General features: G+C 69.0%; 11 protein-coding genes, 1 tRNA gene, 6 pseudogenes and 1 other annotated feature. Of the genes and pseudogenes, 8 read left to right on the top strand and 10 right to left on the bottom strand.

Features of this window, described 5'->3' with window-relative positions; translation table 11 throughout:
* Positions 1-413 (top strand): annotated as a pseudogene (locus LF262_RS15515) (hypothetical protein); the annotation flags it as partial.
* A gap of 224 nt (positions 414-637) precedes the next feature.
* Here the strand turns inward: LF262_RS15515 and LF262_RS15520 are convergent.
* From LF262_RS15520 to LF262_RS15535, 4 genes and pseudogenes are all read right to left on the bottom strand, one after another.
* Entirely contained in the window at positions 638-823 is a 186-nt protein-coding gene (locus LF262_RS15520; RefSeq protein ID WP_235781365.1) for a hypothetical protein, read from the bottom strand.
* 237 nt (positions 824-1,060) lie between these two features.
* A pseudogene (locus LF262_RS15525) lies at positions 1,061-1,707 on the bottom strand (transposase family protein); the annotation flags it as partial.
* Positions 1,238-1,372, bottom strand: a sequence feature (AL1L pseudoknot). (Overlaps the previous pseudogene by 135 nt.)
* Positions 1,708-1,755: 48 nt before the next feature.
* Positions 1,756-1,989 carry a hypothetical protein gene (locus LF262_RS15530; RefSeq protein WP_235781311.1) on the bottom strand — a complete coding sequence of 78 codons (234 nt, stop codon included), beginning with the start codon at positions 1,987-1,989 and terminating at the stop codon, positions 1,756-1,758.
* Between the two features lie 101 nt (positions 1,990-2,090).
* Positions 2,091-2,618, bottom strand: coding sequence for a DUF805 domain-containing protein (locus tag LF262_RS15535; protein WP_235781312.1), 528 nt, complete (start codon positions 2,616-2,618; stop codon positions 2,091-2,093).
* Positions 2,619-3,309: 691 nt separating this feature from the next.
* Between LF262_RS15535 and LF262_RS15540 the strand changes: the two genes are divergently transcribed.
* Positions 3,310-3,564 (top strand): hypothetical protein, encoded by a 255-nt coding sequence (locus LF262_RS15540; protein WP_235781366.1) that lies wholly within the window; start codon positions 3,310-3,312, stop codon positions 3,562-3,564.
* 80 nt (positions 3,565-3,644) lie between these two features.
* Here the strand turns inward: LF262_RS15540 and LF262_RS15545 are convergent.
* The 3 genes and pseudogenes from LF262_RS15545 to LF262_RS17175 all read right to left on the bottom strand — a co-directional run.
* Positions 3,645-3,749, bottom strand: a pseudogene (locus LF262_RS15545) (phosphotyrosine protein phosphatase); the annotation flags it as partial.
* Positions 3,750-4,315: 566 nt separating this feature from the next.
* Entirely contained in the window at positions 4,316-5,476 is a 1,161-nt protein-coding gene (locus LF262_RS15550; protein WP_235781313.1) for an alkaline phosphatase family protein, read from the bottom strand.
* 427 nt (positions 5,477-5,903) lie between these two features.
* Entirely contained in the window at positions 5,904-8,597 is a 2,694-nt protein-coding gene (locus LF262_RS17175) for a bifunctional YncE family protein/alkaline phosphatase family protein (RefSeq protein WP_235781314.1), read from the bottom strand.
* Between the two features lie 735 nt (positions 8,598-9,332).
* Between LF262_RS17175 and LF262_RS15560 the strand changes: the two genes are divergently transcribed.
* A tRNA-Phe gene (locus tag LF262_RS15560) sits at positions 9,333-9,408 on the top strand.
* Positions 9,409-10,195: 787 nt separating this feature from the next.
* The gene (locus tag LF262_RS15565; protein ID WP_235781315.1) at positions 10,196-10,651 is read left to right on the top strand and encodes a hypothetical protein; all 456 of its coding nucleotides are present in this window, start codon (positions 10,196-10,198) and stop codon (positions 10,649-10,651) included.
* Positions 10,652-11,093: 442 nt separating this feature from the next.
* Here LF262_RS15565 and LF262_RS15570 read toward each other — a convergent pair whose 3' ends face one another.
* Entirely contained in the window at positions 11,094-11,339 is a 246-nt protein-coding gene (locus LF262_RS15570; RefSeq protein ID WP_235781316.1) for a hypothetical protein, read from the bottom strand.
* 11 nt (positions 11,340-11,350) lie between these two features.
* Complete coding sequence (locus tag LF262_RS15575; protein WP_235781317.1) at positions 11,351-11,626, bottom strand: hypothetical protein; 276 nt, start codon at positions 11,624-11,626, stop codon at positions 11,351-11,353.
* 549 nt (positions 11,627-12,175) lie between these two features.
* Here LF262_RS15575 and LF262_RS17250 point away from each other — a divergent pair.
* Both LF262_RS17250 and LF262_RS17255 read left to right on the top strand, forming a co-directional pair.
* Positions 12,176-12,421, top strand: a pseudogene (locus tag LF262_RS17250) (IS110 family transposase); the annotation flags it as partial.
* A pseudogene (locus LF262_RS17255) lies at positions 12,393-12,551 on the top strand (hypothetical protein); the annotation flags it as partial. The pseudogenes LF262_RS17250 and LF262_RS17255, both read left to right, overlap by 29 nt.
* A gap of 72 nt (positions 12,552-12,623) precedes the next feature.
* On the opposite strand, the gene LF262_RS15585 reads toward LF262_RS17255, so the two are convergent.
* Positions 12,624-12,926, bottom strand: a complete 303-nt coding sequence (locus tag LF262_RS15585) for a hypothetical protein (RefSeq protein WP_235781318.1) — start codon at positions 12,924-12,926, stop codon at positions 12,624-12,626.
* A 43-nt stretch (positions 12,927-12,969) separates the two neighbouring features.
* Between LF262_RS15585 and LF262_RS15590 the strand changes: the two are divergent.
* Positions 12,970-14,103 (top strand): annotated as a pseudogene (locus tag LF262_RS15590) (type IV secretory system conjugative DNA transfer family protein); the annotation flags it as partial.
* On the top strand, positions 14,096-14,515 hold the full coding sequence (locus tag LF262_RS15595) for a DUF4913 domain-containing protein (RefSeq protein ID WP_235781320.1): 420 nt from the start codon (positions 14,096-14,098) through the stop codon (positions 14,513-14,515). The pseudogene LF262_RS15590 and the gene LF262_RS15595, both read left to right, overlap by 8 nt.
* Positions 14,516-14,830: the final 315 nt, after the last annotated feature.

Genomic DNA, 14,830 nt, shown 5'->3' on the forward strand with positions numbered 1-14,830 from the left:
TGCTCGGTGGCCCGGGATGCCCGTGCACGCCGGGGGCCCCGGTCACGCCGATCACCCCGGTGATCCCGGCCACTCCCGGACTCCCGGTGATCCCGGCCACTCCCGGGCTCCCGGCCCACACCCTCGTTCCGACCGCTCCCGGGCTCCCGGTCCACGCGCTCGTTCCGACGGCTTGGACCGACCACGCGGCTGCCACGACGGGCCGGTCAGGAGGACGCGGAACCGCCATGGCCGCGGGCCGGAGCCTTGCTTCCACTGAGGCAGGCGACCGGGGGACAGTGTCCCTCCGGGCATCCACCGGCGCTCTGGATTCCACCGGCGCCGACGGCCTAGGGATGTTGCTCCTGGCAGCAGCCGTGCTGCTCACCACCAGCGGACTCCTGATCGCCCGCCGCCGCTCAAGCCGGCGATAACACCGCAACAGGGCCGGCGGTGAAGCAGTCCGCCCCGGCACAGCTCACATTGGAAGACTGAACCACAGAGAGCAGAGCTCCCCAACCTGTCCCCGCTCGAACGTCGAACGGATCCAGGCTGGGGAGCGTCCTGCTGCCCCAGCCCATCGTCCTCATGAGCCGCCGCGGTCGATGGGCACGGCCAGCCGAGTCGCGGAAAACGCTGGAGAAGTCGCCAGCGGACCTCAGTGGCGGGTCTTGGACCAGAAGAGGACCCCACTCCCGACCGCGAGGGCGACCACGATGCCCCACGCCAGGGGACCGGCGCCCACGTGGAGGCGGTGGCCGGGGCAGACCGTTCCGCCGGTGTACTCGTGGAGGCCGGCCAGAAGACCGCGAGCACGATGGCCCTGTTCTTCGACATGGCCCATGCTCCGGTCCAAGCAGGCGTGAACGATGTCGCGACTCACCCCTGGAACCGTGAACGATGGCTCGACAGAGGAGAACGTGCGGAGCATGTCCCGACTCAGGCGTGAACGGTGTCCTGAACTCACACACGGCGAGCACCTCGAGCAGGCAGGCGTGGAGGGCGGAGACGGGTCAAGACGACCCGGGCCGATCCCGGCGCGGGGGGGGGGGGGGCCTTCCACAGCTTGCGGACCCCGTAGACGACCCGGGCCGATCCCGGCGCGGGGGGGGGGGGGGGGGGCCGCCTTCCACAGCTTGCGGACCCCGTAGACCCGGTAGTTCGCCTCCCAGAGCTCCACCAGCTGCGGGATCAGCTCCCCGTCCCGGACCGCCCGCGCCGAGGGGGCACCGGTCCTTCGCGCGGCGTAGTAGGTGCTCGGGGCCGCCTGCAGCAGCCTGCAGATGGGCTCGACTCCGAGCGGGCGGCCTTCAACGACGTCGTTCCTGTTCGCGTCGATGAACGCGACTACTTCTGGTGTTGGCGGTCGAGCTCCGCCCCGGGGAAACTCGCGGCCCGCTTGAGGATCTCGTTCGCCCTGCGCAGCTCGCGGACCTCCTGTTCGAGCTCACGCACCCGGCGGCCCTCCGCGGTGCTCACACCCGGGGCCGCGCCGTCGTCGATGTCGGCCTGACGCGCACCGGCCCGCACCGATTCGGGGCCGTAGCCCAGCTGCGCAGCGACCCGCTGCACCGTCCCGTGCTCGGTCCCCAGCTCCGCACGCAGGGTCCGCACCATCCGCACCGCGGCGGCCTTCTCCTCCGGCGAATACTGATGGGCCGTCGGCTTCCCAGGTCCCCGACCCGCTGCCGTGACTCCATCCTTGTTTCGAAGGTCAGGAGCCTCCAACAGACCCAGGGCGCTTCAGTAGCGCCCGGTAGCCGAGTCCTGGGCGATCTAGACCCCGAATTCGTTCGGGTCGTGCTCGCGGTCGAGTGGGCTGAGCTTGGACTGCTCGTGGTGCCACGCCCGCAAGGCGCTGTTCCCGGCGCAAGGTTCGATCGGCTTCCCGTTGAACCGTTCCCGGTCGACGGCGTCGGCGTAGAGGCCGGCGAGCAGCTTCGCGTCGGCGAGGCCGCGGGCGGGATCCATCATCTCGCGCACGGCAGCCTCCTGGATGGTGTCACGCACCTCTGAACTCACTGACGGGCTGACCACCCAAAAAGGTGAGAGCCCCGGCACCGCCGAGGATGGCGACGTGCCGGGGCTCTCAGCCCAGAGGCTTCTTGGAATCAGGCCGTAGGCGGGCCTAGTGGGACGTCGAAGCGCTGGCCTTCCGGCTTCGGGGGCAGCAGGGTGAAGGCGAGGACGATGATGCCGCCGATGAACGGGATGAGGCCGAGCAGGACCATCCAGCCGCTCATGTTCACGTCGTGGAGGCGACGGATGGTCAGGGCCAGGCTCGGGACGATGATGGCAAGGCCCCAGACGATCAGCAGGATGTAGCCGACGATCGAGACCGGCCCCGGAGTCGGGGCCGAGTAGCCGTAAGCGTCCGTGGAGTTCACCATGCCCGCGCCGGTGATGATGTTCAGCACGATGCCGACGACACCGCTGACGAGCGCCCACCACCAGTACTCGGCGCGGCTGGCCCGTCCGGAGAACGTGGCGTACTTCTTGAAGACGCGCTGGACGGCGGCCTTGAACGGTGCGCCGTAGTAGGGCGCCCACAGCGGCGGCTCGCCCTGGTAGCCGTATTGGGTCCGGGACGGGTACTGCGGAGCCTGGTAGTTCGGGTTCGGGTCCTGCTGTGATGACATGGTGCCCCCTCGTGTCGTTGCGATGGCGAGCTGATTCTACAGTTCGGTTGACCTGTCCAACCAGAGATATGCCCTCGCCGCACCACGATGACGGCAACTGTTCATCCGCTTCATCTATGCCATCATGAAAGGCCGCCTGGACGTGTGCGAGATCGGGGACATCGGCGGGCCCGTGCCTCTCGTGGCCGAGGTGCTCGGTGAGCTCTGCCTCGAGGGCGGCCGAGGACTGCGTGATGGTCACGTCGTTGAGCACACCCAAGCCGGAGATGACGAGCCCAGCCCAACCGCGGACGACCACTGCCCACATCTCATTCTGCGGATAGGGCGCCACCAGACGCGCGGCCGCCAGGAGCCCCTCGAGCGCCTCGCCCGCCCGGCGCGGAATCTGCGCCGCCTCGAATGCCTGAGCGTTGGCCTGGAACTGGTCCATCTCCCGTCCGATGCGCTCGCTCTCGCGGGCCATCGTGAACTCCTAGGTCTCTTCCCGGCATCCCCGGCACTTTCAATCGCCGGCGGCCGGGCAGGCCGCGTCGTTGGGCGCTTCACGGTCTGGTTGCAGGTCCAACTCTTGACGCGGTCCCTAGCTCCAGGGAGCCTGCGGGGAACGTCCTCCAGAGGCCGTTCCCCAAGGTTCACGGCGCGTTCATCCCTGCCAGGGTTTCCCCAGTGCCAGCGAGGGAATCTGAATGACATGGCAAGAATGAGACGGAACCGGCCGGCAGTGGCAGGCGAGAGCGCAGGAGGCTGGCAGCAGCAGCCGCCGCACGGCTCGTGGCACACAGTAGGGGCCGGGGACCGGGTCCTCGTAGCGTTCCCCGACGGCCGTCGCGTCCTCGGGCGAGTCGATGGGATGACCAGCGACCTCGGCGTCGTGTGGGTGGTCGCGGACGGCGACCACCGGCGGATGCTGTACCCGGCGGAGGGACTCACCGTCGCCCACGCGTGACCCACCTCGCCGGCATATCGGTTGCGGGGCGATCCGTGCCACTGTCTCAGTCGCCGCCCGGCAGGAGTTCGGCGATGTGGGTCGATCCGGGCTTTGATGTCGTCGCGGATGGGGCGGGCGGGGTCGACGCCCTTGCCGGCCGGGTCCTCGAGTTCCCAGTCCTCGTAGCGCTTGCCGGGGAAGTGACTTCGACCATCGACAGAGTTTTCACGGAACTCGCCGATGTGAGGGAGAGGCCGTCCCGAGCGGAGTCTCGTTAGAAGGCGCCAATAACGGGACATCCGCCAGCCGTTGGGCGTGACGATCATCGACGTGCGGCAGGCTCCTCTGCTTCGGGCCGCGTCCCGCCGGGCCTACGGCAGGGGCCAGTGCCTCGGGCCGTGCCCGTCGTGCTCCCGGGCGTAGCGGGTGAGGGCGGCCCCGTTCCAGGCGCTGGAAGGAGGAGGGGGCGGGGAGGCCAGGGCGTGGCTGGGCGTCCAGGGCCTCGGGGTGCCGGCTGAACTCGGCGGCGCCCTCGGCCCTATCCCAGAGGTTGATCACGACGATCCCGTCCGGGGTGGGGGCGGTGATGGGCAGCACCGTTCCGTGGGAGGGGGCGAGCTTTTCCGCGACGGGGTCCATCACGGCGCGCTTGCGCGCCAGCAGTTCTTGGGGCTCTCGTCCATGGTGTGGATCGATGTGGATATGCGCTTGTCTTCCTCTCGGCCTTGCCTTGGCTGCTGTCTCTGGTGAGCGGTGCTGGGAGGGCGGGTCAGCCGGCCGGCTCCTGTCCCGGTGCCTGCCGGGTGGCGGGCTTGAGGGGGACGTCGTTGGGCGGAGGCAGGGTGCCTCCGCCGCGCAGAACGACGGGGCCCACCGGGCTCGAGGAGGGTGCCGGGGGAGGGGGGAGCGGCTTGGGCGCGGGCGTGGGGTGCGGCGGAGGGGGGAGGGTGACGCTGCTGCCGAAGGGCGGCGGGGCGGGGTTGTGGACCGTGTCGTCCACGAGGTCGGCCAGACCAGGGTCCCGGTCCACCCGGTCGACCCCGAGCGGGGGCAGTCCGAGCAGTTGCATGACGGTCTTGGGGACGGTGGCGTGGTTGGACCAGCGGCTGTCGATCCCGGCCCTGACCGGGCCTCCGAACATCAGCAGCGGGACTCTGGGCCCGTAGGCCAGCTGCACGCCGTCGGGGGTGTGCTCGATGTTGGGGGTGGCCACGTGGTCGTCCCAGCCGCCCCAGTCGTCCCAGGTCAGCAGGAAGACGGTTTCGTCCCATCCGCCGGAGCGCACGACGGCGTCCACGCTCTGCCAGATCCTCTGCATTCCGACTGTTATGTCCGCGGGCGGGTGCTCGTCGGCCGGGGAGTCGTGCCAGAGGTAGGCCAGCGCCGGGAGCCTGCCGGCGGCGGCGTCGGGGATGAAGGCGGAGTTGGGGACGAGGTTCGCCGAGCCGTGCAGTTGGGCGTAGAACCCTGCCGGGTAGTTCTGGCTCCCGGTGTAGCAGCGCCATCCCAGGCCGGCGTCCTGGGCCAGCCCTGGAACGGAGGGCATGTCCCACAGTGGCGGGGGCTGAGTTCGGGAGGGGTTGCGCAGGGTCGGGGACTGGCCGCCGAGGATGAGCAGGTGGTTCGGGGTGGAGTTCGTGCCGAAGCCGCTGCAGTGGTTCTCCAGGAACGCCCCGGTCAGGGCCAGGTGGGCATAGAAGGGCAGCACTGCCGCGGTGTCGAACTGGGCCCGGGTCGCGTTGTGCTGCCCGGTGAGCCAGCGGTAGTAGGCGTGCCTGTCGTGCGGCTGGTCGGCCGCGGGGGGATTGGGCTGGATGGGCCAGTCGCGGGCGACGTTGGCCCCGTAGGGGGCCAGGCCCCGGAAGTAGTTGTCAGTGGTGTGGTTCTCCTGCACCATCACCACCACGTGCTTGACACGGCTATTCGCCACTGCACTGTCCTTCCGTCTCGTTGGTCTCTTGCTGCCTGCTCTCGCCGCCGATTATTCCGGCAGCCAGCACCCCTGGTCACCGCCCAGGAGGGAAGCTTCCGATAGAGTTCACCAACCCGCCCACCTGCCGGTGGAATGTCGGGGCAGGCTGGGATGATCGCCGACTGAAGGAACGAGCGCACCAGCTAGCGGAGGGGGAGCCCGGTCTCCGACCAGCCCAAGCCAGACGCCAAGAGGGAACCGAGCTTGCCCTGGTGGGGTCCACGCGGGCTGCGGCCCAAAGGTTTGGCCTCGCAGCGCCCGTCGACCGGGACGAGCGGATCGAGGTCACCGTCGTGCGCAGGCGTGCCCCGCTGCCGCAACCAGGGCGGGCCCTGCTCCCGGGGTCTGGGAGCAGCGCCCGCCGTGTCGTCAGGTGTTCTGGCGGTCAGTCGTCGGTGTCGGTACTCGCGGACTTCACGGGTGCCCGGCTGGTTCCGGCGCCGGGGACCTGATCGGGGGTGAGGATCTTGTCGTCGCCGGGGTAGGGCCGGGTGTAGTTGTGGGCGGCGTACCAGTCGGCCCGGTTCAGCTGGGCGGGGTTGACCCGGTCGGGGCCCTTCCAGTCCTGCTTCTTGGACCAGTCGGACCAGGCCTGCGCCGCGGACTGGGCGGCCGCGGGGGCGGCCGCGATGGCGGCGCCGTTGAGGGTGTCCAGGGGGATCTGGTTGGGACGGGCGGTGTAGGGGGTGGTGTCGGCCTTGTCGGTGAACGCGTCGAACATGGGTTCGGCGGCCAAGTCCATCTGGGTCATCGGGGGCAGGGCGAGGATCTGCTCGATGGTGCGCACGATGTTCAGCTGGGTGTAGTACGTGTTGACGACGGCGCCCTTCTTGGCGAAGGGGCTCCAGACCAGGGCCGGCTGGCGGTGCCCGTCGACGTGGTCCACGCCGCCCTGGCTGTCATCCTCCATGACGAACACAGCAGAGTCCTTGCCGTACTTCGAGTGGGAGACGGCATCGATGATGCGGCCGACGGCGAGGTCGTTGTCCGCGACCATGGCCGAGGGCGTGGGCTCGGACGGGTCAGTCCCCGCGGTGTGGTCGGCCGGGAGGGTGAGGATGTTCAGCTGCGGCAGGCTGTCGTCCTTCTCCGCCTGCCTGAGGTCGTTCACGAAAAGGTCCGCCCGGTACTGGTCCGGGACCTGCAGCTGGAACCCGGGGAACTGCGGGTGCAGGATCTTGGACAGCGAGGGCACGTCGGTGGAGGCGTGGTACTGGTCGGCAGGGATGGTCGCCGGTTTGCCGGCCTCGATGGCCTGGGAGTTCTGGTACCACTGGGACCAGGTGTGGGTGTCGCCGTTGCCCGCGGCGTCGGTCCAGTTGTCGGTGTACTCGCCCCAGTCCTTCGCGGTCACGCCGTGGCGGGCGGCGTTGTCCCAGAGGAACCCGGTGGCGCTGTACGCCAGGGCGTCGCCGCCGTTGTAGGGGTAGCTGCGGTCGTAGTTGCCGATCGAGCGTGTGAGGTACTCGTCGACGGTGGCCTGGGTGAGCCACTGGTGTCCGTCGGCGGACATCGTCCCGGAGGAGTAGGTGTTGTCCAGCAGGGGCCCGGCGGCGGAGGCGAGGGCGTGGTGGTTGGGGGTCACGGCGCCGCCGAACTCGGCCAGGGCCGGGTCGCCGCTGCCGCGGGAGTCGTCGCCGAGGACTTGGTCGTAGGTGCGGTTCTCCTTGACGACCATGAACACGTGCTTGATCGTCGACTGGTCCCCGTCCCGGCGCGGGATCGCGGCCTTCGCCTGGGAGGGGTTCTTCTTCAGCTCGGCCAGGGCAGTCGTCCACTGGTTGTTGTCCCAGACCTGCTTGGTCAGCTCGGACAACTGATCACCGCTCGGGACGGGGACGGTGCTGACTGTGCCCAGGTCCGATTTGACGTTGTGCCCGCCGTTCGCACCCGGGGCGCCGAGGGAGCCGACGCCCTTCTCGGAGGCGACCACCATCTGGGACAGGGCCTTGTCGTAGGCGATGGTGCCGGGGTACCAGCCGGTGGGAACCAGACCCTGGAACGAGGCCGGTGTCCCTTCTCCCTCGTACTCGTAGACGGCGACGGCGTTGGCCTGGCCGAGGCTGACGGCAAGGTGGTCACCGTCGAGCATCGCCAAGGAGGTGGGGGAGCTGCTGGCCGGGGCGCCCGGGAGGGGGTTGACGTTGATCGTCTGCCCGACCTTGCCCGTCTTGGTGTCCAGCACGGAGATCGTGTCCGAGTTGGAGTTGGCCACGAGCACCTCGTCGCCGCGGACCAGCAGCGCCGAGGGTGCCAGGCCGGTCTGGTAGGTGCGCACCACCGTGCCGGTGGCTGGGTCGACCTCGGAGACTGTGCCGGTGGAGGGCGAGCCGTCCTCATTGTCGGTCACGATGGCCGTGCCGTAGGAGTCATTGGTCGTGTCGCCGGGCTGGGCGGGCCGGCCGCCCTGGTTGGCGACGAAGGCGTGCCCGCCGAGCACGACGACGTCGCGGGGGGCGTTGCCGACCGGGATCTGCCGTATCACTGCACCGGTGGACCCGTCCAGGACGGCGAGGGTGTTGGTGCCGTTGAAGGTGGCCAGGATCTGCTGGCCGCCGGGTGCCCAGGCCAGGCCCGAGGGGATCGGGTCCTTCCCGTCGGTGGAGGGCATTGGGATTGTGACGGGGCTGGCGAGGGTGCCGTCAGGATTGACGGTGAACTTCTGCAGGTTCCCGGGCTGGGCGGCCCAGAGGGTCTTCCCGTCGGGCGAGTACAGCAGGCCCCCGTAGGAGGACCCCCAGCCCTGGGAGGGGCTGATCTGCTGGAGGACCTTGTGGTTGACCAGGTCGGTGACGGTGAACTGGCCCTTGCCGTGCCAGGTCTCGTTCACGGCGGTCTTCCCGTCCGGGGCCACGGCCATCGTGATCGGCCGGCCGCTCTGCTCCACGGCGGTGCCGGCGGGGGTGATGCGCTGGTTGGTGGCGGTCAGGACCGACCCGTCGGGCTGGCGCCCGATCAGGGCATCGCCCCAGCCGTTCGCCACCGCGATCGCGGTGCCAGCGGCCAAGGCAACGGCGATACCGGCGGCGGGGACCGCTACGGCCCGGCGCAGGCGTCTTCTGGAGGGATTCTTTCCCACTGCTGTTCTCCTCTTCACCGCCCGCCCGCGCGCACAGTGCGAGGGCGAGGCGTCCTTTGGTTGCGCCGGGGGAGGGACTTCCCCGGTGGCTTGAGGAACGCGATGCGTGAAGGCCGGACCCCGGCACCGGCCACTCTTGTGGTCAGACCTTACATTCCTGTGAACGGCGTGCGACGCCGCGCCTAACCTGTAGGGAAGGAAGCTTCATGCGAGCGGTCAGGGGCCTGGGCGCTCTCGACCGGGCAGGGGTCCTCCCGGCTCATCCACTGGATGCGGCCCGGCCAGCACAGGGGAGGGCTGTGCTGGCCGGCGGCATGGGCTGCTGCGTGCCCGCGCGGGTTCTCTCGGCTCCCCAGCTTCTGGGGCTCGGGGGACCCGACAGGCCGCGGGAGCCTCATCCCAATGCCCGCCATAGCCGCTCGCATCGGCTGTCGACCAGGGCGCCGTGCATCTGACCGCTGCCGGTCCTGGCGATGTAGCGGCCCTGCAGCGGCTTAGGACCTAATCGCCTTCCGCGTGATTTCGGCGATGTAGCGGCGTAGCGGTGTAGCGGGCGAACGCAGGACGTGGGCCGTCCTGTTCTGGAACAGCTCTGGGTTCTCACGCTCACTTCGTACGCACCTCTCGCTCGGGGGTGGCCGGCGTGGGCACGAAATGGACACAATCTGAGCCCGGATGCGTGATCTGTGATCGCAGATCCCGTCTTCGTCCGCGGATACCGGGGATTGTGGTCCCGGTGACGTGGTGTGGAGGTCGCCTCGTTCGACTGAAAATCGAAAGGTCACCGGATCGACGCCGGTCGGCGCCACCAGGGAGAACCCCCTGCATCCCGCGGAATCGCTGGGAAGCATGGGGTTCTTGTGTTGAGCGACCCAACCAGCAGATTCAGTCTGGATCAGCCTAGAACTGCCAAGATCTGGTACGCAGCCTTGGTATGGCCTTGGTAAAGGTGGCCCTACGCCGCCCGGACCGTCAGTATGGAGACCAACCGGATCGTAAACGGGCTGCCAAACCTTGGGATCTAGGGACACAGAGCAAGTACGTCGGTGAGCCGGGGCTGCCAGCGATTGGGCGGCGGTCACGGGCTGCTCGTAGCCTGGGCGCAACCGGTGAACAGGGCCGGGTCTAGGTTCGCCGCTTCAAATCGAAGCGCAGCCGGGTCAATGACGCCGGGCTCTTCTGCCCTCCACGACCGACTCGACGGCCGGCTCAACGTCAACGCTCATCGGGTACCTCCTGTGTCAGAGTTACACCGTTGAAAGTACAGTCCCCCGGTCACCCCCCGCGCGCCCGGCGAGGCGCCTTGTGAGCCGAGGGTTGAGAGACGGTTCGGAGTGTAGCTTTTAGGGCACTTTCACTGGGTATTTTCGGGCACGGTGTCTGCGCAGCGTGGTGGGCGCCTGATGGTGAGGTTGAGCCGCCGGGCGGCGCCTGGTGGAGTGCCGTCTAACGGCACAGCTGGAGTGAATGAGCAGTTCTGTGGGCGCGTTGGGCGAGGCTCCGTCGGTCGCCTTCTCGGGGGGGACGCGCGGATGATCGTGGTCGGGTAGTGCGATCGCGCGATGCGCGGCCGGGACCTTGAGCAGGATGCTGGATCCATGAACGGCATTGTGGGTGCAGTCGAATTCGATCTGGAGACAACCGCGAGTCCGGAGAAGGTGCGCACCGCGCTGATCGACTTCTCTGAACGCCGCACCCAGTTGTGGCCGGGACGAGCCTTGTACGAGGTCTACTCGGTCGGCGAGACCACTGCGGACGTGCGCGAGGGCAGCAAGGTCCCGGGCGGGAAGGTCTGGGCGCGCGAGCGCTATGACTGGTCCGGCCTGCATACCGTGCGGTGGACGGTCCAGGAGAGCAACTTCTCCGCCCCGGGCAGCTACGTCGCGGCCACCATCCGGGCCGGTCGTGACGGTGGCAGCGTCGTCCACGTGACCTGGGACCGCACGGGCAGCACTGTTTTCGGGCGGCTGATCTGCAGGGTGATCCGGACGTCGAAGGGCAAGCCGGTCGCCGCATCATTCAAGGGGGCTCTTGCGGTCCTGGAGAGCGCGTAAATGGAACGGGGCCACGACGTTGGTAGCGGTGGCGGCGAGTTCGGGTGAACGAGGGAGAACCTCCGAGTGGGATGTGGCTTGTCTAAGGGCCCACTCCGACTCGGAGGTTCTCGTGTCCCACGGTAGTGCCCGGGTGACCGTCCATGGTCGCCCGGCTGATCGTCCAACGCCATCAGGCGGGCTAGGCGCGGGCCCATATCGCTGCTGCGATGGGTGTGTCGCGACAGTGCGTGAAGACCTGAATCGACCGCCATGCCCTCGAAGGCGGGCCAGGCCTGGCCAGGGGCTCGTCGCGGCCGCACACGATGCCGGCCACGCCCAGCGGGTGTCGGGTCAGCCCTGGCCGGCACCGCGGGCAGGCACCGATCGACCAACGGCGTGAGTGTTTTTCCGGAGGGGCCCGTGTGGGGGCCGTGGTCGCTGCCGAGGCATTCCTCCTTCCTCAGCGGCCCTCGACGGGCTCCAGCCTCCCGTCCCTGATGCAGTGCGTCTCGTGCAGCCGGGAGAGTCGTTCCCAGTCCTCGAAGAAGTCCTCGTCGACCTCGAGTTCATGCAGGTGCTGGCCCTCCTGGGCGACCATCCTCCCCGTCAGGGGAGGACCTTCCCCTGCGGACGCCCGGGAGGGCTCGTGCACGGGGGCGATGCCGATCAGGCGTCCTTCGGCGTCGGAGACGATCGAGATCTTCACGGCGCCTCCTTTCATCGCAGCTGGCTGATGAGAAGCCGGTAGCCGCAGCCTCCGGCCGAGCTCAGGGTGGTGGTGTAGTGCTTGAGCCCATCGCGGTCCTGGTAGAAGCCGTTGCTGACGGTGGTGACGTCTCCGCCTGCGGTGACGATGGACGGCGGCATCGCGACGGCGAGGATCGCCGGCCCGAACGCCGGATCCGGCCACCCGAAGTCCCACCCGACCGTCTTGCCCGGGTAGATGTAGGCCCCGTTGATCCCGTTCGGGTCCGGGAGGAACCATTGGTTCATCTGCTCATCCTCTCGACTCGCCGGCCGGTGGTCTGGCCGGATGCGGAAAGGTTCGCACGCAGGGGAGCCTTGAGGAAGGCTCCGCGCAGTCCTGTTCGATCGAGGTCGCAGAGACTGGGTATGCCCGCGCGCGATGCGGCAGGCAGCGCGGGGACGTGCCGACGGTCCGCCCCGGGCACGGGGAAGATCGCTCCGTTGAGGGGATGGTAGTCGTCGGAAGCCGCAGGGTCCCGACCCTCAGGCCCCCACATGGTGCCGCTCGCCTTCCTTACGGTGTTTTCGGTGCGGGTCCGGGGCTTCCGTAGGCTTCTGACCGCCCAGGGGTGCGGGTATGGCTTCCTCGTTTTCGCCGTTGCCGTGGCTTAGCCGGAATGGCCGCCCGCGTCCCACCGACGACTCGACCGCTGATTGAGAGATGCGCATCGATCGCTGTGTAAGGAAATGACGGCGTGGTTGTCCGTGGGCCCTCCAGAAGGACCGAAAGAGAAAGGCGTACTTGTGGCCGAACTGTGGGCCGGAATCGACGCAGGCAAGACCCACCACCACTGCATGGTCATAGACCAGGACGGAGGCCGGCTGCTCTCCCGGAGGCTGGCCCACACCGAGGACGCGATCCTTGCCCTGATCACCGACGTCCTTGCCCTGGCCGGGGACAGGGAGGTCCACTGGGCCACGGACCTGAACCAGGGAGGGGCGGCGCTGCTGATCAGCGCCCTCCTCGCGCATGGCCAGACGGTCTTCTACATCCCGGGACGGGCCGTGCACCATGCCGCACGGATCTACAGCGGCGAGGGCAAGACCGACGCGAAGGACGCCGGGATCATCGCAGACCAGGCCAGGATGCGCCGCGACCTGCAGCCGGTCACGGGCCGAGGACGAGACGATCGTCGAACTGCGCTTGCTCACAGCGCGCCGGGCCGACCTCGTCCACGACCGCACCAGGTCGTACAACAGGCTCCGGGCCACCCTGCTCGAGTACTTCCCGGCGCTGGAGGCCTCATTCGACTTCTCCCAGCGCAAGGCCGCCGTCATCCTCCTGACCAAGTACCAGACCCCCGAAGGGATCCGCCGGGCCGGGCACGGACGGATCGAAGCCTGGCTGCGCAAGCAGGGCTGCTACCGCCCCGACAAGACCGCCGAGACCGCCGTGAAGGCCGCCGGACAGCAGTCCACGACTGTGGTGGGGCAGACCGCCGCAGCGGCCCTCGTCGCACGGATCGCCAAGGACATCCTGTCCCTCATCGAGCAGATCGCCGAAGTCGATGCAGAGATCGAGGCTCGACTCCATGCTCACGCCCACTTCGAGATCCTCCAGAGCGTGCCCGGCTTCGGGCCGCAGCTCGCCGCAGGCGGTCGCCCTCGAGGAACCTTCTTGGTGGTGGAACCCCCTGTCCTATGTCACCGACGAGGTGCGCGCGGCCCGCCTCGCCGACCACTTCGCCTCAGGTTCCCGCGGCCCGGACGCCAAGACGGACGCCTACTTCGACCCGGCCGGACAGGACCTCCTCGCCGGCCTCCTCCTCGCGGCCGCCCTCGACCACCGCCCGATCACCCAGGTCCACACCTGGCTGACGCGCCCGGCGGACGACGAGGCCGTGGACATCCTCCGCGCCCACGACTTCATCCAGACCGCCAACGCGGTCGGCGGCGTCGTCAACGCCCCCGAGAAGCAGCGAGGCGGCGTGTACGGGACGGCCCTGCAGATGGCCTCCTGCCTCACCAACCGCCAGATCGCCCGCTGGGTGACCCCGCAGGGGGAGAAGGACCCGCGGCCCCAGTTCGCCCCGGCCGGCTTCGTCCGCTCCAAGGGGGCCCTGTACAGCCTGTCCAAGGAGGGCAAGGGCACCGCCGGCCCCCTCGTCACCGCCCTGACCGTCGCGGTGGTCGAGGCCGCCGAGGAGCTCGCCGTCCACTCGCCCGGCGGCCGCCTCGCCACTCCGATGGTCGGCGTCCTGGACGAGGCCGCGAACGTGTGCCGCTGGCGCGAGCTGCCGAACCTCTACAGCCACTACGGCTCCCGGGGCATCGTGCTCATGACGGTCCTGCAGTCCTGGTCCCAGGGCGTGGAGGTCTGGGGCCGGGACGGGATGCGCAAGCTCTGGTCTGCGGCCAACATCAAGGTCTACGGCGGCGGCGTCGCCGAAGCCGAGTTCCTGGGCGAGCTCGCGCAGCTCGTCGGCGAGTACCGCTACACCAACACCACCCGGAACCGCTCCAGGCAGGGCACCTCCTACAGCCACGACAACGACCGCAAGGAACGCACCCTCGACGTCTCAGACCTCGCCGCCCTCCCCAGAGGCAGAGCCGTCATGCTCGCCTCCGGCGCCCCCGCCGCACTGCTGGAGACCGTGCCCTGGATGAACGGCCCGCACGCCGAGGCAGTACAAGCCTCCATCGTCGCCCACGACCCAGCCAACCAGCCCGCGCCCGCCGCAACTGCTGACCTGCGGACACCCGCCGGAGCGCCCGGTGGGTGAGGGCCTGGGCGAGTGGGACGACGAGCCCGACCACACCGCCACCGCCGAGCCGGCCGAGGACAGCACGGACGAGCCCGAGCTGTTCTACCCAAACATCGCTGAATTCGTGGCCAACAAGCTGGCAGTCACCTATCGCCGCCAGCCCAACGTCCAAGGCGGGACCACGTGGTGCCCGCAGTGGTGGAAGCACGCCGAAGCCATCAGCCGCCTCGAAGCCCTCTGGCGCGCCTGGGAACACCTCCGCCTGGACGGCGCCACCGGCATGAGCGTCTGGTGGCGCGACCACGCAGACCACCACATGAACGTCCTGCTCTCCACCGACGTGCCCTTCAAAGGCTGCAGCCCCGACGACGGCCACCGCACCAAAATCGCACCACTGCCCTGCGACGAACCGCCGGCGGGCCTGTTCTAGATCCCCGCAACCATCTCGACGGCCGACTCACTGGGTACAAGATTCAGAAGTCGATGATCTTCGTTGAAGATATGTCGTCTGCCGCCCTCGAACCTGGCGCGGCGGGGACCGGGCCTCGGCCCTCTGAAACGGGCGAGGGAACTACAGCCCGTGTCGCCTCGCTCCCGAGACCAGCGGCGTCGGTCCCTACGGGCAGTCGCGCCCGACCCTCGGGCCCCAACGCAGGCGGCATCCATCCCGTCCCTTCGCCGCTTTCCCACCCGCTATGGCCGTGGCGCTTCCGGGCCTCCGGACAGGCCCCATTGACCACGGCTT

This window comes from Sinomonas notoginsengisoli, from assembly GCF_021554725.1.
GTDB lineage: Bacteria > Actinomycetota > Actinomycetes > Actinomycetales > Micrococcaceae > Sinomonas > Sinomonas notoginsengisoli.